This window comes from Metabacillus sp. KUDC1714, from assembly GCF_014217835.1.
In the GTDB taxonomy this organism is placed as follows: domain Bacteria; phylum Bacillota; class Bacilli; order Bacillales; family Bacillaceae; genus Metabacillus; species Metabacillus rhizosphaerae.
This window is the reverse complement of sequence record NZ_CP055263.1, coordinates 4,219,918-4,240,941: the sequence shown is the minus strand read 5'-3', so window position 1 is coordinate 4,240,941 and position 21,024 is coordinate 4,219,918. Positions and strand designations below refer to the sequence as shown.

Annotated in this window: 18 protein-coding genes; 1 reads left to right on the top strand and 17 read right to left on the bottom strand. The window is 36.4% G+C overall.

Translation table 11 applies throughout. The features are described 5' to 3' along the window. Positions 1 to 39 precede the first annotated feature (39 nt). The 7 genes from HUW50_RS19495 to HUW50_RS19465 form a co-directional block, all read right to left on the bottom strand. Entirely contained in the window at positions 40 to 2,748 is a 2,709-nt protein-coding gene (locus HUW50_RS19495; RefSeq protein ID WP_185653126.1) for an SH3 domain-containing protein, read from the bottom strand. A gap of 254 nt (positions 2,749 to 3,002) precedes the next feature. Continuing rightward, entirely contained in the window at positions 3,003 to 3,503 is a 501-nt protein-coding gene (locus HUW50_RS19490) for an NAD(P)-dependent oxidoreductase (RefSeq protein WP_066337911.1), read from the bottom strand. Then, positions 3,484 to 4,272 (bottom strand): sirohydrochlorin chelatase, encoded by a 789-nt coding sequence (locus HUW50_RS19485; RefSeq protein ID WP_066338027.1) that lies wholly within the window; start codon positions 4,270 to 4,272, stop codon positions 3,484 to 3,486. Before HUW50_RS19485 ends, HUW50_RS19490 begins: the two co-directional genes overlap by 20 nt. 192 nt (positions 4,273 to 4,464) lie before the next feature. After that, positions 4,465 to 5,070, bottom strand: coding sequence for an adenylyl-sulfate kinase (cysC, locus tag HUW50_RS19480; RefSeq protein ID WP_066337917.1), 606 nt, complete (start codon positions 5,068 to 5,070; stop codon positions 4,465 to 4,467). A 13-nt stretch (positions 5,071 to 5,083) separates the two neighbouring features. Continuing rightward, the gene (sat, locus tag HUW50_RS19475; protein ID WP_066337919.1) at positions 5,084 to 6,223 is read right to left on the bottom strand and encodes a sulfate adenylyltransferase; all 1,140 of its coding nucleotides are present in this window, start codon (positions 6,221 to 6,223) and stop codon (positions 5,084 to 5,086) included. Between the two features lie 57 nt (positions 6,224 to 6,280). After that, positions 6,281 to 7,348 (bottom strand): sulfate permease, encoded by a 1,068-nt coding sequence (locus tag HUW50_RS19470; protein WP_066337921.1) that lies wholly within the window; start codon positions 7,346 to 7,348, stop codon positions 6,281 to 6,283. A 13-nt stretch (positions 7,349 to 7,361) separates the two neighbouring features. Further along, the gene (locus HUW50_RS19465) at positions 7,362 to 8,063 is read right to left on the bottom strand and encodes a phosphoadenylyl-sulfate reductase (RefSeq protein ID WP_066337924.1); all 702 of its coding nucleotides are present in this window, start codon (positions 8,061 to 8,063) and stop codon (positions 7,362 to 7,364) included. 472 nt (positions 8,064 to 8,535) lie between these two features. On the opposite strand from HUW50_RS19465, the gene HUW50_RS19460 reads away from it, so the two are divergent. Further along, positions 8,536 to 8,811: a hypothetical protein gene (locus HUW50_RS19460; protein WP_066337926.1), complete on the top strand. Its 276-nt coding sequence runs from the start codon at positions 8,536 to 8,538 to the stop codon at positions 8,809 to 8,811. Between the two features lie 323 nt (positions 8,812 to 9,134). Here the strand turns inward: HUW50_RS19460 and HUW50_RS19455 are convergent, their stop codons facing one another. The 10 genes from HUW50_RS19455 to HUW50_RS19410 all read right to left on the bottom strand — a co-directional run bounded on the left by HUW50_RS19455 (position 9,135) and on the right by HUW50_RS19410 (position 20,805). Further along, positions 9,135 to 9,707, bottom strand: a complete 573-nt coding sequence (locus tag HUW50_RS19455) for a thioredoxin family protein (RefSeq protein ID WP_066337927.1) — start codon at positions 9,705 to 9,707, stop codon at positions 9,135 to 9,137. Positions 9,708 to 9,898: 191 nt separating this feature from the next. Then, on the bottom strand, positions 9,899 to 10,531 hold the full coding sequence (pyrE, locus tag HUW50_RS19450; protein WP_066337928.1) for an orotate phosphoribosyltransferase: 633 nt from the start codon (positions 10,529 to 10,531) through the stop codon (positions 9,899 to 9,901). Continuing rightward, the gene (gene pyrF, locus HUW50_RS19445) at positions 10,528 to 11,244 is read right to left on the bottom strand and encodes an orotidine-5'-phosphate decarboxylase (RefSeq protein WP_066338033.1); all 717 of its coding nucleotides are present in this window, start codon (positions 11,242 to 11,244) and stop codon (positions 10,528 to 10,530) included. Before pyrF ends, pyrE begins: the two co-directional genes overlap by 4 nt. 2 nt (positions 11,245 to 11,246) lie before the next feature. Next, entirely contained in the window at positions 11,247 to 12,158 is a 912-nt protein-coding gene (locus tag HUW50_RS19440) for a dihydroorotate dehydrogenase (RefSeq protein ID WP_157094489.1), read from the bottom strand. Beyond that, the gene (locus HUW50_RS19435; protein WP_066337932.1) at positions 12,155 to 12,934 is read right to left on the bottom strand and encodes a dihydroorotate dehydrogenase electron transfer subunit; all 780 of its coding nucleotides are present in this window, start codon (positions 12,932 to 12,934) and stop codon (positions 12,155 to 12,157) included. The genes HUW50_RS19440 and HUW50_RS19435 overlap by 4 nt, the downstream gene beginning before the upstream one ends. Continuing rightward, positions 12,931 to 16,143, bottom strand: a complete 3,213-nt coding sequence (carB, locus tag HUW50_RS19430; RefSeq protein WP_066337935.1) for a carbamoyl-phosphate synthase large subunit — start codon at positions 16,141 to 16,143, stop codon at positions 12,931 to 12,933. Before carB ends, HUW50_RS19435 begins: the two co-directional genes overlap by 4 nt. Continuing rightward, on the bottom strand, positions 16,143 to 17,228 hold the full coding sequence (locus tag HUW50_RS19425) for a carbamoyl phosphate synthase small subunit (RefSeq protein ID WP_066337937.1): 1,086 nt from the start codon (positions 17,226 to 17,228) through the stop codon (positions 16,143 to 16,145). Before HUW50_RS19425 ends, carB begins: the two co-directional genes overlap by 1 nt. Continuing rightward, the gene (locus HUW50_RS19420; protein ID WP_185653125.1) at positions 17,225 to 18,511 is read right to left on the bottom strand and encodes a dihydroorotase; all 1,287 of its coding nucleotides are present in this window, start codon (positions 18,509 to 18,511) and stop codon (positions 17,225 to 17,227) included. The genes HUW50_RS19425 and HUW50_RS19420 overlap by 4 nt, the downstream gene beginning before the upstream one ends. Beyond that, the gene (locus HUW50_RS19415; RefSeq protein WP_066337942.1) at positions 18,495 to 19,412 is read right to left on the bottom strand and encodes an aspartate carbamoyltransferase catalytic subunit; all 918 of its coding nucleotides are present in this window, start codon (positions 19,410 to 19,412) and stop codon (positions 18,495 to 18,497) included. The genes HUW50_RS19420 and HUW50_RS19415 overlap by 17 nt, the downstream gene beginning before the upstream one ends. Positions 19,413 to 19,569: 157 nt before the next feature. Continuing rightward, entirely contained in the window at positions 19,570 to 20,805 is a 1,236-nt protein-coding gene (locus HUW50_RS19410; RefSeq protein WP_066338035.1) for a solute carrier family 23 protein, read from the bottom strand. Positions 20,806 to 21,024 lie beyond the last annotated feature (219 nt).

Genomic DNA, 21,024 nt, shown 5'->3' with positions numbered 1-21,024 from the left:
TCTAAGGGATATCCTATCCTGAGTCACCCTCATTCATAATTAATTTTTAAAAGTTGGAACATCTAATACTAATTTATAGGAGTCTATTAAACTATATAAATTATGTATTTGTTTTACTTGCTTTGCTGCCCAGCCTATATCTGTTGCATATTGATTAGAAGCATAGCCATTTGAAGCACTAGAGCTAGGATTCCATCTCATTTTATAAAGGGTATCTTGCCCTGCATTAATATAACCCTGCGCGATAAACTTTGATCCACCAATAATTGCAGCTTCAGGAGTAAACCATCCAGCATTATAAGCATACTGAGCACCACTTGATAGAGCAGATCCATCATATGCACCTATTCCATACATATTATAAACAGTTTTCCCGTTTATTTGGACTCCTGTTGAAAGCTGGGAGGTACCATTACCAGTTTCTAGTAATGCATGTGAGATTAAATAAATTTCATTCACATTATACGCTTTCCCTGCTGTTATAAAAGCAGAAGCTAATCCTTGCAAACTACCTTTTCCAGAAAGGATTTTCTCATTTACCTCAGTTGGATTAAGATTAGCCGGAAGAGATAATTTCAAATATTGAAGTGAATCAACTGGCGTACTTAGAAAATTATTGGGATCTAAGTAATATGTTACATCTTCAGGACTAGCATTTACCCAAGATTTATTATAGCTAACTTGGTACCAATCATATCCATCATTACCCTTTACTTTTGACAAGATTTGCAAAGGTTGTCCTTTACTAACAGTGCCAACTACCCAAAAATTAGTTCCCGCACCTCCACGAACATTCCATCCAGCACCTTTAACTGTAGCAGAAGTAGAATTGTTTATGGTTAAAGCATCTTCCCTAATATAAGTATTATATTTCTTATCTGTTTGTGGATTAACAGCCATTTGAATATCCGTTAATTCGCTCAAAGGAATGTCATAGTAATTTGTTATTTTTTCAGCATCAACATCATTAGGTGTGCTTGGATTATACGGTTCTGTCAATGACAAATATTGTGAACTTACATAGCCTGTTTTCCCGTTAACTGTAACCCTAGCCCAATCATTTTCTTCAGAATAAACTGTAACAATTGTACCTCGAGAAAGTTTCGTTACGATAGACCCACTAGTGGAAGCCTCTGTTCTTAGGTTTAAAGCTGATCCATACATAACATTTACATACTTAGAAATCATTTTGTTCTCATTGGTATCATTTACATCAGATTGTTCACCCGGAACAGCATCAAGTTCTGATCCAGCACTCGGCTTATAGGTAGAGAGGTATTGTGAACTTACATACCCATACTTCTCGTAGGCTTTAACTTTTGACCAGCCATTTGCTTCCGAGTATACAGTTATCTCGACACCTCGAGCAAGTTTAAGGATAATTGATGAATTTGTTGATGCACTATTCCGCATATTCAAGCTGGAACCAAGGTTAACATTAACAAATTTCTTTTCCTCAATTTGTTTAGGCTTTACGATTGTTTCGGAATTTGGTTTTATTACAGTGAGATAAGCGGAACTTACATACCCTTCTTGTCCATTTTCTTCAATCTTCGACCATCCATTTGCCTCAGAATAAACTGTTACTTCTGTTCCCTTTGTTAATTTTGTGACAACCGTTCCACTCACCGAGGCTTTATTTCTTACGTTCAAGCTCGACCTTTCACTTACAATGACATACTTCTTGGTAGGTTGTTGAGCCGAAGAATTTGGTTTAGTAACTTTATCTTTATTTGATATAGATGCAGTTAGGTATTGACTACTAACATAGCCTATTTGTCCAAAAACTTCGACTTTCGACCAGCCATTTGCTTCTGAGTACACCTTAACTTCTTTTCCGTTTGTAAGTTTTAAGATAATAGAAGCATTGGTTGATGCACTTTTCCTCATATTTAACGATCCACTATTTACATTTACATACCTAATTGTTGGTTCAGATGTATGTACTGAGCCAGATCCTGTATCAGAGTTTTTGTTTGTTAAGTAAGCGGAACTCACATATCCGACTTTTCCATTTGCCTTAATTTTCGACCAGCCATTTGCTTCCGAGTAAAAGATCACTTCTGTTCCCTTTTTTAAGGATGTGATTATTGTAGCACTCGTTGACCCACTCTTCCGCAAGTTTAACGAACCGCTGCTTACATTTACATATTTTGTTGTTGATCTCGCAGTTGGTGTTGCTTCGGGTGTTGAACTTGTGCTTTTTTCCAAGTTTTCAGAAGTTAAGTATTTGGAACTTACATATCCTTCTTTCCCATTTGCCACTATTTTCGACCAGCCATTGGCTTCCGAGTAAACAGTTACTTCTGTTCCCTTTTTTAGGGATGTGACCAATTCTGCACTCGTTGACCCACTTTTCCGCAAGTTTAACGTACCACTGTTTACATTTACATATTTTGTTATTGATTCAGAGGTTTGTAGTGTACTAGTGCTTTTGTCTAAGTTTTTCGATGTTAAATATCTAGAACTTACATATCCTTCTTTTCCATTTGCCACTATTTTCGACCAGCCATTGGCCTCCGAGTAAACAGTTACCTCTGTCCCCTTTATAAATGTTGCAATAACCTTTGAACTAGTCGACGCACTTTCTCTTAGGTTTAAGAAACCACTGCTTACATTTACATATTTTGTTGATTTATACACACTTTCGTTATCTATCGTTTCACTTTGTGCAGCAAAAACTGTTTCTTCAAAAGCAATTGTTGATAATACTGCAAAACAAAAAGTAGGTAATAATGCCCTTTTCATAATTCCTCCTTACTAATCTAATATGACTAAATTATGTATCCAAAACTCTATAACTCTATTAAAAAAGTGGTCAATATCATCTTAGCATATATTGTAAATAAAAATGGCGAAATATGTATCAATTAGGTAATATTAACTATAAATATTCTTGAATTTACCATTAACAACATTTACTTTCAGTTTATATTTCTTAGTTTGTTTATATACAAAAAAATGGATGAACTAAGATTAGTCCATCCATTCTCCAAACTATGCTAATTTTTGCGTTTTTTGTTCATACGTATTTTATACATTTGATCTAACTCTTCTATAAACTGATCATCAAACTGCAATGAGAGCTGTTCACAAATTTGTTTGGCAAGTACTGGACTTGCCCCATTTGTTGAAACAGACATGGTTAATCTACCTTTTTTTATAGATTTCGGAACTATTACATTCCCTTTTTCGGCATTACTAGCAACGTTTATTAATTGATTTATTTTAGCATTTTCAGCAATCCATTCATTTATTGCTGGGGCGTTTGTTGCTGCAATAATTATAAACGCATGTTCTAAATCAGATAACTCAACCTCTTTTTCTAGCCAAAGTAGTTTTTTCTGATTGCTTAAATTTTTAATTTCTACAACTACCTCTGGACTAACAACAATGACATTTGCTCCTTCCTCTAAAAAAAGAAGAAGTCGTCTAAGCGCGATCTTGCCTCCACCAACTACAAGTACGTTCTTATCTTTTACATTAATGTGGAGTGGTATCATGGCTTAAACCTCTAGTAAAAGTATATTCACAATCTTTGTTGTCAATTGCTTCATTTACTCGTTCTATAAATAACTCAAGTAGGATTGGGTGAGGACCAAGATATGAACATACCTCGATTTGTCGGTCTCCCCAATCATACTTATTAATCGTTTGGTCGATTTCTCTCTTTAATAAACCTGTAAAGATTAAATAAGGAATCACAAATATCGAATGTTCATTAGAATGGTAAAGATCATCTATCATTTGATCAAATCTTGGACTTGCTGCTGTTAAAAAGCAAGTATGAACTTGTTTTAAGTTTGATTTACCATAAAGTACAGATGAAATTTCATTTAAATCACGAACAACATCCATATCACTACTACCTCTACCAACAAGAATCGCAATTGATGAATTCTTGATATCTGCTTTTTGAATCATTTTGTCAACTAGCATATGTGCTAATTTGTTGTCTACACCTATTGGTCTACCGTATGTTACGAAAACCTTAGGATACATGGCCCTCACATGAGCAAGCTCATCTGGAATATCACTTTTCGCATGGGCAGCTGTTAAAAGAAGTAACGGGACTACTGCAATATGTGTTGCACCTTGATCCACACATGATGTAAAACCTGCCTCGATTGATGGCTCTGCTAATTCCAAAAAGCACACCTCTTGAATTTGTGCTTGTACCTCTGGTTTTACTTTATCAATAAATGCAAATGCTTCCTCGCGAGCCTTTGGAACACGACTTCCATGACAAATATACAATACTGCTTGCTTCATAATGTTAATGCCTCGCTTTGGGTAGTTTTCATTAGCGTAACCTCCCACCAGTCAATCTTATCCATTAATCCATCAGTGAATAATAATAACCATTAAGAAGTAATGCCAGATGTGAAAAAGTAGCAATCGTATAATCACCGATTGCTACCTTTATAGTCTATATACTTACCGAATAATCTTGTGACCTTAACGTTAATTTACCATAATCAATTGTTTTTGGACAAGGTAATCTACAATTTGTTTCACAGATTCTTCAACAGTTTGAGTTTCCGTATCTACTATTATAGCAGGGTTTTCTGGTTCCTCATATGGTGAATCAATTCCTGTGAAATGTTTTATTTCATTATTTCTCGCCTTTTTATATAACCCCTTCGGATCGCGAACTTCACATTCATCTAATGAACATTTAACATACACTTCAAAAAATTCATCATCTGAAAGAATATCTCTTACCTGTTGTCTATCTTCACGAAATGGTGAAATAAAAGCAGTTAACACGATTTGACCACTGTCAACAAATAATTTTGACACTTCGCCAATACGACGGATGTTTTCTTTACGATCTTCATCAGTAAAGCCCAAATCTTTATTTAATCCGTGTCTGATATTATCCCCATCCAAGACATATGTTTGAATATTAGCTTCAAATAAATGTCTTGCAAGCGCATTTGCTAATGTTGATTTTCCTGATCCCGAAAGACCTGTAAACCAAATACACATGCTTTGATAGTTATTTTTCTTTCTTCGTTCTTCTTTAGTGACAGATGAGTCATGCCACACAATGTTGTTCGTTGCCATGTGGGTGACCTCCTTATGAATTTACTGTTTCTTTCATTCCTTTAATCAACACTTCAACAACTTCTTTACGGCTAAACGTGCTTGGTGGTAATTCTCCATTCCGAAGCATTGCACGAACCTTTGTTCCAGATAAAATCACGCGATCTTCATTACCATGTGGGCAAGTTTTTGATGAAGCCATTGCTTCACATTTTGTGCAATAGAAGCTGTGTTCAAAAAATAGCGGTGTAATGCCTAATTCATCTGCAGTAAAGTTAGAGAAAATTTCCTGTGCCTCATACGTACCGTAATAATCACCAACACCAGCATGATCTCTTCCAACAATGAAATGTGTGCAACCGTAGTTTTTACGAACCATTGCATGGAAAATTGCTTCACGTGGACCTGCATATCTCATTGCAGCTGGGAACACAGCTAAATGTACTCGATCTTCCGGATAATAGTTTTTCAGTAAAACCTCATAGCTTTCCATGCGAATATGTGCCGGAATATCATCTGATTTTGTTTCTCCCACTAGAGGATTTAAGAATAATCCGTCAACCGTTTCAAGTGCTGTTTTCTGAATATATTCATGTGCACGGTGCACTGGGTTACGAGTTTGGAAGCCAACAATCGTTTTCCAGTTTAATTCAGCAAATTTCGCTCTTGATTCTTTAGGATCAAAATAATATTCCGCAAATTTCTTTTCTGGACGTTGAACAAGTGTGATTTCTCCTCCAACATAGACATTCCCGCGTTCAAACATTTTTTTAACACCAGGATGTGCAAGCTCATTTGTACGATATACATTTACTGCCTCTTTTTGTTTATCAGGTGTGAAAATGTCTGAAACGTTGATCGTCCCATATGTAACATTTCCTGAAACAAGTCGAACCTCGTCACCGATTGCAAGGGTAGCCGCTTTTTCTTCAGTTATTGGTAATGTGATCGGAATACTCCACACATGACCGTTTTTTAATTTCATATTTTCAACAACAGACTCGTAATCTTCTTGTGTTAAAAATCCTTCAATTGGGCTATAAGCACCAATAGCAATTAACTCTAAATCACTCAATGAAATTGCATCAAGCTCGATCTCTTGTAGAATATGTGAAACATTTGCTCCTAAAGATAATTTTTGAATTAATTTTCCTCCGTGTGGAAGTAAGCTCATTTTAATATCCTCCAATTCAAATTCTGATAAATACAATATATTTAATGGGGATTATAATTAAATCCCCCCACCCTCTTCATGAACAGTACTTCTTTCTTGTTTGCTAGCCTTCATTAAACTAAGAGCTCCAACTGTGGCAAGCAAAAGACTAGCCAAAACAAAAATCGTATATAAATCTGCTTCAATAAACAACTTAACTAAAAAATATGACATCGTAAGTGATATTAGTGGAGAAATCAACCAAACCATTAACATGTTTTTAACAATTTTTTGCTGAAACACATTTGTACCTGATTTTGCGATTCCAATTCCTAAGATTGAAGATGTTGTAATTTGAGTAAGAGGTACTGGGATTCCAAAAATCGATGCGATGGTTACCAAGGTTGCACCAGTACTAGAAATAAGAATACCTTCAATTTTTGAAAAACTAGTAATCTTCTTACCGTTAGTTTCAAGTACTCGACGACCTAACAGAAGTGCACCTAACGCAACAAATAATCCCCCAATCAATGTTCCTTTAGAAACTGATAGGATTTCTGCACTTACTAGAGGTCCGACTGCATTAGCTACATTATTCATTCCTGCTGAAAAGGCCTCGAAAAACCCTGCGAAAATAAGAAGATACGTTATAATCTTTCCTTGAAAAGCATACTTTTCAGTTATTTTAAAGTAATGTAATATTTTTATAAAAATAAACGCGATCCCAAAAGCAATAATCGGAATGATGACCCAATAAAAAACAATCCAAAACAAATTGTTCTCATATAATGCTTGATTAGCAATTCCTACACCAACTACAGAACCAACTGTTACTTCACTTGTTGATAGAGGTATACCTAGTAAATTAGCTAAAAAAAGTGAAAAAGTTGCTGAAAAGAGGATGATGACAACAATTTTTATTGAGATAAGTGACGATGGAATAATTCCTGAACTTATCGTCTTGACAACTTCTCCTCCGCCAATAACTGCTCCTAATATAATGCCTAACGCACATAAAATAAGGGCATTCCTAGGGCGTAAAATCGCTCCTGAACCATATGCGACACCCATTGAAGCAGCTGCGCCACTTGCACCTATATTCATCGCAAAAAAGAAGCTGATCACAATTGCAATTATCTCTAACATCGTTCATTTCCCCCTATTGATGGAGGCCACATTCTGTTTTCATTTGCCCAGACCATCTGCCAGATCTTAAATCATTTTCATCAAAAGCAGGCTTTGTGCAATGAAAACAGCCAATGCTCGGATATCCTCTGTCATGTAATGGATTGTAAATTAAGTCATTTTTATGAACGTATCTCCATACATCCTTCCACGACCAATGAATAAGCGGGCAAATTTTAATTGAATGAAAGCGATCATCCTTGTTTATATAATTAACGTGTTTTCTCGTTTCTGATTGTTCACGTCTTAGACCCGATATCCATGCAGTAGAACCTTGTAGTGTTTCATTTAAAGGAGCAATTTTTCGGATATCACAGCATTTATTTGGAGCAGTTTCCCAGAGCTTATCACCGAATGTTTTAGCTTGCTCTTCTAATGTTAGCTTTGGTTTTTTTAACTCAATATTAAGTGTTGGATATTTCTCCTTCACTTTCTCTATTAGTTCATATGTTTCTTTAAAATGAACATCTGTATCCAAGAACACAATTTTAGCATTAGGCTTTACCTTTGAAATTAAATCGATTAAAACAATACCTTCAATTCCAAAGCTACAAGCATAAACAATTTCTTCTCCATAATGGTCATATGCCCATTTTAATACATTCAAAGCACCTTTATAGGTGTCGTCTACTTCAAACTCCTCGCTCACTTCATTCCAATTCTGAAAAGTTAGCATACTATTCACCTCTTTCTTTCATACTATTTAACTTGGTTTTAAAACCCGTATATTCTTACGTTAATAGTCGGGATTAAAACCAAAAACCAACCATTACAGTATGAATTATACATGTAAGTTTCATTTTTTCAATCATTTAGTATAGTCATCTTAATTTTAGCTGCTCACCAATAAACTTCTTTTATCAGTAAGTTGCTGGGCTTCCTTGGGCCAGTTCCCTTCACCACTATTGATAAGAAATATGCTATTGATTCAAAATTTTAACACAATTCTTTCAAATGTCAACCCGAGTTTATCCATCGGATTAATAATTTTACTAAGAATTATTTTTTTCTTAACAATTTGGACAATTATTAGATTATGCATCACATGAATAGTGATATTCAAGGGTAAAACTTGTTTTGCAATAAGCATATTCCTTTTTGCACCTCGTAAACTAGTACTAATAGACAGAATTGGGAGTGAAGCAAGTATGTGGGGGATCATTCTGAATATTTTATATTCAATTGTTGGTTTTTATCTTTTTTGTTTTTGTATAGCATATGTGTTTATGTATAAACCAAACAGACACTTTTTAAATGAAATAAAATCCACGAAACACGCCTACATTTTTTCTTTACTTGGGCTTGCGTTGTTCGTTGTTTTAGAAAAAGTGAAAATTCCTGATAAATGGTTTAATCTCGTTTACAAAGGATGCTTTTTGACAGGTGCGGTTGCTGCGTTTATTTTTATGGTTTCAAGTTTGTAAAATCACTCTTTACTAAAATAGCAATTTTTTCTGTTCCAAAAAGGCAATCCTCTTTAATTGATTGCCTTCACCCACGCAAATTAACTGCCTATCTGATTTCCCCAAACCATGATAATCAAGACCAATACAACTGTAACCAAGCTTAGGAAAATGGTTAAACTGATATTCAAACATTTTATGATTAACAGGGCATCAATGTAAAAATAAAATTGTTTTCCCCTCTTCAGTTATGTTAAAAAAAGTCAATCACCATAAAAAGCAGTGCATTTCATCTCGTGAAATCCACTGCTCTTCGATTTTGACCTATTATATATTTATCAAATTTATTGATGATGAAGATCCTTACCTTTAAGTAGTGTAATAATACTATAAGAAATCGTTTCCCAGATTGACTCATCATTTAGATAAGAATTCCGGAGCTTTTTATACATCTCCATTTGCTTATCTTTGAAGTCTGGTGAATCGTTTGCTGGTAGTGCCCTTCTTTCAAGATCAACTAAGTTTTGTATCTTCTGTGCTCTTGGTCCCCAAACAGCTTGTTCATCTCCATTTTGATCAATAAAAATAAAGATTGGAATCGCACGAGAAGTACCATTTGTCAAATATTGATCCATTAGCTCAAGATTTTGATCTCTTAGTAAAAATCGCACCTCCATATTAGAAGCTTCTGCAATTTTTAACAAAATAGGATTATTAACAAGTGCATCACCACACCAGTCTTCGGTCAAAACAATTACTCTAAGTTGTTTCCCTTGAATCTTCTCTAAAAGGACATCATCATCTTCATTTAAAATAAAACGGTCATAGATAGAAAGCAACTCATTTTTATTTACAGTCATCTGATTTTTATATTGTTCAAATGTAAGCCCTTTAAAAAACCAATCATTTAAATTCATCTTCATCACCTCAGCATAGAATTAGCACTTCTTTTCATTTTATTAAAGTTATCAAAATTAAATGAGATAATCCAATTATATGCTTAAAAACAAAGTTGTGCTGGCATTAGCGGAGATATTCACAAAAGACAAAGAAAGCCACCCTCTATCACTCAAGAAAATGGCCTTCTAACAGTTTTTTTCTTATGCTTTTAATTTTCTAACCAAGCTTCTGATGAGGGATTTTCTCTCCACATTTTTAACTTGTTAAGCTCTTGTTCACTTACATATCCTTCTTTAGCGGCAACTTCAATTAATGTATCATAATCACATAATGACTTTGCTGCTACGTTTGCATCATTAAGCTTTTCTTCTCCAACTGCAAGACCATAAGTGAAAATCGAAACGATCCCAAGTACTTCACAACCTGACGCACGAAGAGCCTCAACAGCCGTAATTGCACTTCCTCCAGTTGAGATAAGATCTTCAACAACAACAACCTTTTGGTTTTCCGATACTTGGCCTTCGATTTGATTACCTTTACCGTGTCCTTTTGCTTTACTTCGCACATAACACATTGGCAAGTTTAATTTATCACTTACCCATGCAGCATGTGGAATACCAGCTGTTGCAGTTCCAGCAATTACCTCTACTCCTGGAAAATGATCTTTTATTAAGCCGGCAAGGCCTTCTGCAATTTGTGTGCGGATTTCTGGAAATGATAATGTTAGGCGATTATCACAATAAATAGGTGATTTTATTCCACTAGACCATGTAAAAGGTTCATTTGGTTGGAGATAGACTGCCTTGATTTCTAATAGATGTTTTGCAATTGATTGTTTCATGATTCTATTTCCTCCCAAGAATTTTTCACTTTCAGATATGCTTTATATGGATCTTGTTGTTTTGTAATACTTCTTCCAACGACAATTGCTGTAGAACCTAGGCGACGAGCTTGATCTGGTGTTGCGATTCTCGTTTGATCATCAGCAGAATCCTCTCTCATACGGATTCCAGGTGTAACCGTCATAAATGACGAACTGAGCTTTTCATTTATTGCTACAACCTCATGTGTTGAACAAACGACACCATCTAAGCCACTCTCCTTAGCCATATTGGCATAATGAAGAACAACGTTATCTATCTTTTCATTAATTAACAATTCTGTTTCAACCATTGCTTGGGATGTACTTGTTAGCTGTGTAACAGCAATACATGCTGGACGCTGTTTTCCTGCAGGTGTTCCAGCTTCTAAGCCTTCAATTGCTGCTTCCATCATTTTTTTCCCTCCTGCTGCATGTACATTCACAAGATCAACATCAAGTTTAGCTAAACCTCGCATCGCTTGTTTTACTGTGTTTGGAATATCATGTAGTTTTAAATCTAGGAAAATATCATGTCCACGTTGCTTTATATGGGAAATAATCGCAGGGCCTTCTTGATAAAATAGCTCCATTCCTACCTTTACGAAAAGCTTTTCATCATGAAAATGATTCAAAAATTCATCTACTTCTGCGTGATCCTTGAAATCAAGTGCAATAATTAGAGGTCTTTCGATCATTACTTCCAGCTCCTTCCGATACATTCCGTTACATGCTCAAAACCTAGCTCTTTTAATCTGCCAGGTAGTTGATTGATAATTTCTGGGCATACAAACGGATTCACAAAGTTAGCTGTCCCTACTGCTACTGCACTTGCACCCGCATATAAAAATTCGATTACATCATCAACCGTTTGAACGCCACCCATTCCGATAATTGGAATGTTTACAGCTTGGCTTACTTCATAGATCATCCTTATTGCAACAGGTTTAATTGCAGGTCCTGATAAACCACCTGTTTTATTCGCAATAACAGGTTTACCTGTTTTTATGTCAAGCCTCATACCTATTAACGTATTGATCATTGTCAATCCATCGGCACCTGCTTGTTCAATAGCTTTTGCCATGTCAACGATGTTCGCAACATTGGGTGAAAGCTTTACATATACAGGTACATTTGAAACCTCTTTTACTGCTCTTGTTAATTGAGCAGCAATTTCCGGTATCGTTCCGAATGCAATTCCACCAGTTTTTACATTAGGGCATGAGATATTTAATTCAAGCGCATGAACATTTTTTGACTGACTAATCTTATCCGCAACATAGACATAGTCTTCAATTTGCGAACCAGCAACATTTGCAATAATTGGTACATCATATTGTTCAAGCCAGACAAGTTCACTAGAGACTACTTTTTCTACGCCTGGGTTTTGAAGCCCAATTGCATTAAGCATACCAGCTTCTGTTTCAGCTACACGTGGTGTTGGATTTCCAAAACGTGGTTCTTGAGTACTTGCTTTAATCATTATCGAACCAAGTTGACTTAAGTCATAAAGCTTACTATATTCACGTCCAAAGCCAAAGCAACCGGATGCTGGCATAATCGGGTTTTTAAGCGATAACCCAGGTAAGTTAACTTGTAACATGATTATAAAACCACCTCTCCGGCCTTAAACACAGGGCCATCACTACATACCTTTTTATAGCTTGTACCAGTTGGATCATCACCCGTGTGACACACACATGCAAAACATGCACCAATGCCACATCCCATTCTCTCCTCTAGTGACAAAAATAACGGTTTATGTCCATGAAGCCTCTCAAGGGCTTTAAGCATTGGTGTTGGACCACAAGAAAACATCGTATCAAATTGTATGTTATGATCTTTAATCGCATCCGTGACAAAACCTTGATACCCGTAAGTACCATCATCTGTTGAGATTATCGTTTTTCCGAGCATAGTAAATTCTTCTTCAAGAAAGACAGCAGATTTTGATTGAAACCCTAATACATGTTGAACATTTACACCTTTTGCAACCAATTGTCTCGATAATTCTAGTAAAGGTGGAACACCAATACCGCCACCTACTAGTAAGGCCGTTTGACCTTTTTCGATTTCGCCAATTGGAAATCCATTACCTAAAGGACCTAATACATCAACAACATCTTCCGTTTTCTTTTTAGAAAGGAGCTGTGTGCCAGCCCCTTCTGCTCTGTATATCATAGTGAATTGCTTTTTTTCTAGATTAATTTCAGAAATACTGATTGGTCTTCTTAAGAGTGGTGTAGACCCCTCTGTTACCTTTAGATGAACAAATTGACCAGGATTCCCCATTTCTGATACAAGTTCACCTTGAAGTGTTAGCTGAAAAATATGTTCTGCGATTTTCTCTTGTTTAGTAACGACCATCAGCTCTTGTTTGATCACGTTAAGCTCACCTCTAGCTGTTTGTTAATCTTAGGCATTGTGTCAGTAGAGAATGTCATTGACTCAAGGACACGTAAAATAGCTACAGCTGTATCTAATGATGTTAAGCATGGAATACCGTTTTCAACTGATTCACGACGAATTTTAAAGCCGTCTCTTGCAGGCTGCTTGCCTTTGGTTAGCGTGTTGATGACAAACTGTGCTTCCCCTTTACGGATTACATCAAGTAGATTTGGCTCTTCTACGCCAATTTTATTAACAACTTTTGCAGGAATATTGAATGATTTTAAATGTTCTGCTGTTCCGCTTGTTGCAAGAATTTGATAGCCGATTTGATGGAATCTCTTTGCAATCTCCAAGCCTTCTTCTTTATCTTTATCAGCAATTGTTAGAAGAACAGAGCCATGATTTTTAATTTGAATTCCTGATGCAACTAAAGCTTTGTAAAGAGCCTTTTCTAAAGTGCTGTCTTTCCCCATTACCTCACCAGTTGATTTCATTTCAGGTCCAAGCGTAATATCTACGTTGCGAAGCTTTGCAAATGAGAACACAGGTGCCTTAACATAGACGCCTTCACTCTCAGGATAAAGTCCTGTTTCATAACCTAATTTCTCAAGTTTTGCACCTAAGATTACCTTTGTTGCAAGGTTAGCCATTGGTACACCTGTAATTTTACTTAAGAATGGTACTGTACGGCTTGAACGAGGATTTACTTCTAGTACGTAAACCTCCCCCTTGGATAAGACAAATTGAATGTTTAACAATCCAATGATATTTAAACCCTTAGCAAGTTTGATTGTATAATCAATGATATTATTCTTTACTTCTTTTGATAAAGATTGTGGTGGATATACTGCAATTGAATCTCCAGAGTGAACACCAGCACGTTCAATATGTTCCATGATCCCTGGAATAAGTACTGTATTTCCATCAGAGATTGCATCAACCTCAATTTCTTTACCTGTTAAATATTTATCGATTAATACTGGGTGTTGTGGGTTTATTTTTACCGCATTAGTCATGTAATGTAAAAGTTCTGTTTCTTGGTACACAATCTCCATTGCTCGACCACCTAATACATAGGATGGACGTACTAATACCGGATAGCCAATATTACTTGCTATTTTAACTGCCTGCTCAACAGATGTTGCTGTTTTACCAAGTGGCTGTGGGACACCTAAACTCACTAATGTTTGTTCAAATTTATCACGATCTTCCGCACGATCAAGATCTTCAAGCGAAGTTCCTAGGATTTTAACACCTCTAGCCTCTAATTCACTTGCTAAGTTAATTGCTGTTTGTCCTCCGAATTGAACGACAACACCTTTTGGTTTTTCTAAATCAATAATGTGCATAACATCTTCAACAGTTAACGGTTCAAAATATAGCTTATCCGAAATACTAAAATCTGTTGATACTGTTTCAGGATTGTTGTTTACAATAATTGCTTCATAGCCAGCTTCCTTAATTGCCCAAACCGAGTGAACAGTTGCATAATCAAACTCAACACCTTGTCCAATTCGGATTGGACCAGAGCCTAATACAACAACACTTTCTCTATCTGTTACGATTGATTCGTTTTCATCTTCAAACGTACCATAGAAATATGGTGTTGCAGATTCAAATTCAGCTGCACAAGTATCAACCATTTTGTACACAGGGATGATATTTGCTTGCTTACGAAGCTCATAAACTTCACGTTCATTTGAATTCCAAAGGTTGGCGATTTCAGCATCTGCAAATCCCATTTCCTTTGCTTTTTGTAAGGTAGTTAGTTCATAAGGATTCTCTTTAATAATCTTCTCAAATGAGATGATTTTTTCTATTTTCATTAAGAAGAACAAATCAATTTTACTCCACTCATGTATTTGCTCTTTTGTTACACCTCTTCTAAGTGCTTCTGCGATATAAAATAGTCGCTCATCACCTGCTTTGCGAATCCGTTTTTCAACTATTTCATCTGAGAATGTTTCCGCGTCTTTTAAGCGTAAGTACTCTACATCAGACTCTAATGAACGAACTGCTTTTAGAAACGATTCTTCAAGTGTACGTCCGATTGCCATCACTTCACCAGTTGCCTTCATTTGCGTTCCTAAATGACGGTTTCCAGACTCAAATTTATCAAAAGGCCAGCGCGGAATTTTTGATACGATATAATCAAGTGCTGGCTCGAAGCATGCATATGTTTTTCCAGTTACAGGGTTTTCCATTTCATCTAGTGTTAATCCTACTGCAATTTTCGCAGCAAGCTTAGCAATTGGATAGCCTGTTGCTTTCGATGCTAGTGCAGATGAACGACTTACACGTGGGTTTACCTCAATGATGTAATATTGGAAGCTATCTGGATCTAATGCTAACTGAACATTACAACCACCTTCAATTTTTAGCGCACGAATGATTTTTAATGAAACATTACGTAGCATTTGATATTCACGGTCACTTAATGTTTGACTTGGCGCAAAAACGATTGAATCACCAGTGTGAACGCCTACAGGGTCAAAGTTTTCCATGTTACAAACCACAATCGCATGGTCGTTTGAATCGCGCATTACTTCATATTCAATTTCTTTAAAGCCAGCAATACTTTTCTCAAGTAAACATTGTGTAACTGGACTGTTTTTTAATCCACTAGTTACAGTCTCAATTAACTCCTCTTCATTTTCGCAGATTCCACCGCCAGTTCCCCCTAATGTATAGGCTGGTCTAACGATTACTGGATAGCCAATTTGCTTAACAAATGCAAAAGCTTCTTCAAGATTGTGAATAATATCACTTTGTGGTACTGGTTCATTTAATTCATTCATTAAGGATCTGAATAGATCGCGGTCCTCAGCTTGCTTGATAGCAGAAAGCTTAGTTCCAAGAATCTCTACATCACATTCTTTTAAAACACCTGATTCAGCAAGTTCAACAGCAAGGTTAAGTCCTGTTTGACCACCAAGTGTTGGGACAAGTGCATCTGGGCGCTCTTTGCGAATAATGTTACTTAAAAATTCAACAGTAAGGGGCTCAATATAAACTTTATCTGCAATTTCCGTATCAGTCATTATTGTTGCTGGATTTGAATTCACTAGAACAACTTCATAACCCTCTTCTTTAAGAGCGATACATGCTTGTGTTCCTGCGTAATCAAATTCTGCTGCTTGACCAATTACAATTGGGCCTGAACCGATAACAAGAATTTTTTTGATGTCTGTACGTTTTGGCATTATAGAACCCCTTCTTTCTTATTAGCTTCAATCAGATTTAAAAATTGATCAAATAATCCGTTCGCATCCTCTGGACCTGGTGAAGCCTCTGGATGGTATTGTACTGAAAATGCTTTAGCATGTTTATGTTTTAGACCCTCAACAGTTCCATCATTTAGTGCTACATGTGTAATTTCCAATTCTGTATCTTTAATTGAATCTATTTTAACTGTATAGCTATGGTTTTGGGATGTGATGTCAACTTTACCAGTGCTAAGTTCTTTAACTGGATGGTTTGACCCACGATGGCCAAACTTCATTTTTTCTGTATCAGCTCCACAAGCTAAAGCAAATAGTTGATGGCCTAAGCATATACCAAAAAATGGAACTTTCCCAATAATACCTTTAATCATTTCAATTGCTTCTGGAACATCCTTTGGATCCCCAGGGCCGTTTGAAAGCATAATTCCATCTGGTTTAAGCTGCAAAACTTCCTCAGCCGTTACCGAATGTGGAACAACAACGATATCGCAATTTCGTTTATTAAATTCTCTAAGAATGCCGTGCTTCATCCCATAATCGACTAAAACAATACGAGGACCTCTACCTGGACTTGGATAGGCAGTTTTCGTTGATACAACTTGCACTTGGTTGTTTGGAAATTCAGTGCCTTTTAATTTATTTATAACTTCCTCTGGATTTGCATCTGCCGAACAAATGGCACCTTTTAGCGTTCCATGCATTCTAATAATTCTTGTTAATTTACGAGTATCAATCCCTGCAATACCAGGAATATTTTTCATTTTGAAATATTCATCGATTGAATACTCACTTCTCCAATTAGAAGGAAAATCACAATATTCTTTTACAACAAAACCATTAATAAAAGGAGTGATTGTTTCAAAATCATCTCGATTAATTCCGTAGTTCCCGATTAATGGATAAGTTAATGTTACAATTTGCCAGCAGTATGAAGGATCTGAAAGAATTTCTTGATAACCTGTCATACCTGTATTAAATACGACTTCTCCAAATTTTTCTTCATTACTACCAAATGCTTCACCTAAAAATACTGTACCATCTTCTAAAATTAATTGTCTTTTCATACTGTGATGCCCCCTATACTCCAAACTATGTTTCCATCTACGATTGTTAGTGTTGGCCAGCCTTTACAAGCCCAGTCAATAAACGGTGTGTTCTTTCCTTTTGAAAGAAATTCTTTTGGATCAATTTTTGCTTCTGTTTCTAAATCAATCACTGTTAAATCTGCAACCTCACCTACTTGTAATCTTCCACCAGATAATCCAAATGCTTGAGCAGGTTTTATAGTTAAGAAATCAACGATTTGTTTAAGCGAAAATTTCTTGGTTTTTACTAAATGTGTATACAATAACGGAAATGCAGTTTCTAAACCGACAATCCCAAATGGGGCTAATTGCATCCCTTCGGCTTTTTCTTCTGCAGCATGTGGTGCATGATCTGTTGCGATAAAATCAATTGTTCCATCAAGTAAGCCTTCAATCAATGCTTCCTGATCTGCTTTCCCTCTTAAAGGAGGATTCATTTTATAGTTAGGATCTAATCCTGGAATATCATCTTCACACAATAGGAGATGATGTGGTGTTACTTCTGCTGTTACTTTAATTCCTGCACGTTTCGCGTCTCTTACCACACGAACAGATTCCTTTGTACTAATATGACAAACATGGTAATGACAGCCTGCAGCTTCAGCAAGAAGAATGTCTCTTGCGATATGTACAGACTCACATACAGAAGGTATTCCATTGATACCATGTTTCTTTGAAAACTCACCTTCATGTACTGAACCTTTATTGATTAGGGTATTTTCTTCACAATGCGCAACAATTGTTGCGCCAATTGCTGCAGCTTGCTTCATCGCTTCTAGCATTTTTGCAGCTGATTGAACACCAACACCATCATCTGTAAATGCGAACGCACCTGCTTCTTTTAGTGCGGAGAAGTTTGTTAATTCCTCACCAAGCTGTCTTGTTGTAATTGAAGCATATGGTAGCACCTTTACAACCGCTGTTTCTTTAATTCGATTTTGTAACCATTCCATTTGCTTCTTAGTATCTGGAACAGGTCGTGTGTTTGGCATTGGTGCAATCGTTGTAAATCCACCTTTTGCCGCGCTTTTTGTTCCAGTGGCGATTGTTTCTTTATGTTCTCCACCAGGCTCTCTTAAATGGACATGTAAATCAATGAATCCAGTTGATACTAGCTGTCCATCCACAGGAATGACTTCGTAGCCTTCTGTTAGAAGATTTTCTCCGATCTCTGTAATCTTTCCGTTTTCTACTTTTACATCTGCCTTTTTCAACTCACCAAGCTCATCTAAAATAAAACCATTTTTAAGAATAAATAACATTATTGTTTACCTCCTGATTTTGCTCAATTTGTTGTAAAGCTCTTTTTAAAACAGCCATTCTTGCGAAAACACCATTTTCCATTTGCTTAAAGATTCTTGATCGATCACACTCAATAAGATCACCAACGATTTCAACATCTCGATTAACAGGTGCAGGATGCATGATGATCGCACCTTTTTTCATTTGTTTTTCTCTATCTTTCGTTAGTCCATATTCTTGTAAATAATTTTCTGCATTTGATTTTTCATCGTGTCTCTCATGTTGAATTCGAAGTAGCATGACAACATCTGATTTTGCAATTGCTTCATTTACTCCTACATATTGTCCGAATGTGTTTAGTGGGTCACGCCACTCGGAAGGACCAGAGAATAATACGTTTGCTCCAAGCCTTGTTAATACTTCAGCATTTGAACGTGCGACCCGGCTATGTCTAATGTCCCCGTGGATAGATATGGTCAACCCTTCGAATTTACCAAATTCTTGTTTAATCGTTAAAAGGTCTAGGAGTGATTGTGTTGGATGGTGTCCACATCCGTCACCAGCATTAATAATTGGAATCGATACCTTACCAATCAAATCCTCAAAAAAGTGATCCTCTTGGTGTCTGATTACAACTGCATTTGCACCGATAGATTCTAACGTTTTAACTGTATCATATAAGGTTTCACCTTTTTGAACACTTGAATGTTCAGCAGTAAAATTTAGCACCTGAAGCCCTAATTTCTTTTCCGCGACTTCAAAACTGAAACGCGTTCTAGTACTAGGCTCAAAAAAAAGATTTGAGACAAACACCATGTTTGTTGGTGTCCACCCTTTTCCTAATCTGTATTGCTCGGCATCTTCTAGAATCGCGTGAATTTCTTCATTTGATAGCTGATTCATCGTAAGAAGGTTTTTCATACCTTAACCACTCCTTTAATCCTTTTTAGTAAAAAACACCCTGATTCATATCCATCAGAGTGTTTAAAGGTAGAGCAAATTCAGGTATTGGTATACCTTACATTGCCTTACACCCTTCCAAGCCTCTCTGGACTTTCTTTAAAAGATCTAAGCAAATTTATGCTATTTCATTATTATTGATTGTTTCTTCTTTATCATAAGGTAAAACAAGATTTAGGATGATTCCAATGATTGCCGCTAAAGCCATTCCATGTAAATCAAGGTTTCCAATCTTTAAAGTTGCTTCACCAATCCCAATAACTAGAATAACAGATGCGATGATCAGGTTTCGTTTACTACCTAGGTCAAGCTTGCTGTCAATCATCATTCTAAGTCCAGATGAAGCAATTATTCCGAAAAGAAGTATCGATACACCACCCATAACTGGTGTAGGGATTGTGCTAATAAAAGCAGATATTTTTCCGATGAATCCAAAGATGATAGCCAAAACTGCGGCACCTGCTATGATAAACACACTATAAACCCTTGTAATAGCAAGTACGCCAATGTTTTCACCGTATGTCGTATTTGGAGGTCCACCTATTAACGCTGCGATCATTGTTGCGACCCCATCACCTAAAATCGAACGGTGTAAACCAGGATTTTCGATATAATCTCTCCCCACAACTTTCCCTAAGACCAATTGGTGTCCGATATGCTCAGAAATTGTGACAACTACCACTGGTACCATTAATAGAATGATTTCAAATGATATTGATGGAGTGTAGTCGACAAATGGGATAACAAAGTTTGGAGCTTGTATCCAACCAGCAGCAGTTACTTTTGAAAAGTCTATAATGCCAATTGCTAATGAGTATAAGTAACCACCTGTGATCCCTATTAGTACAGGTATTAAGTTGAAAAATCCTTTTAAGAAGATCGAACATAAGATTGTGATTAGCAAAGTTACTAACGCTACTGAAAAGTACTGTAAACTATATTCACCTGTTGGATCATTCGTTGCCATTCCAACTGCAGTGCCAGCTAATCCTAAACCGATAACGATAATAACAGGTCCTACTACAACTGGTGGAAGTATTTTCATAATCCATTTATGACCAGTACCTTTTATAATCAAGGCGATAATCCCGTAAACCAATCCAGCTAAGAAGCTTCCTACCATCGCGGCTCCAACACCACCTGCAGCCTTTGCAACAATAATTGGTGTAATGAATGCGAAAGATGAACCAAGATATGCAGGTACTTTTCCCTTTGTAATAAGTAAGAACGCAATTGTACCTAACCCACTTGAGATAAGTGCCACAGCAGGATCTAATTCTACGAGATATGGTACTAATATAGTCGCTCCGAACATCGCGAATAAATGCTGAAAGCTTAATGCTAACCAAGTCATTGGCTTAGGTGTATCATTTACATCTAGTATAATTTGTTCTTCTTTCACGATTAGGACCTCCGTAATGAGTTTTCATGTTGTTAGAATGTGTGAAGGGTTTACTTTTAAATCAAAAAACCTCTTTGCAAAAAGGTGCAAAGAGGTACAAAAAGATCGTCATTCGCATACTGCGACCTGAGCCTTTTTGTTCCCCTTTGTAGCCTCTCTGGACTATTCTTT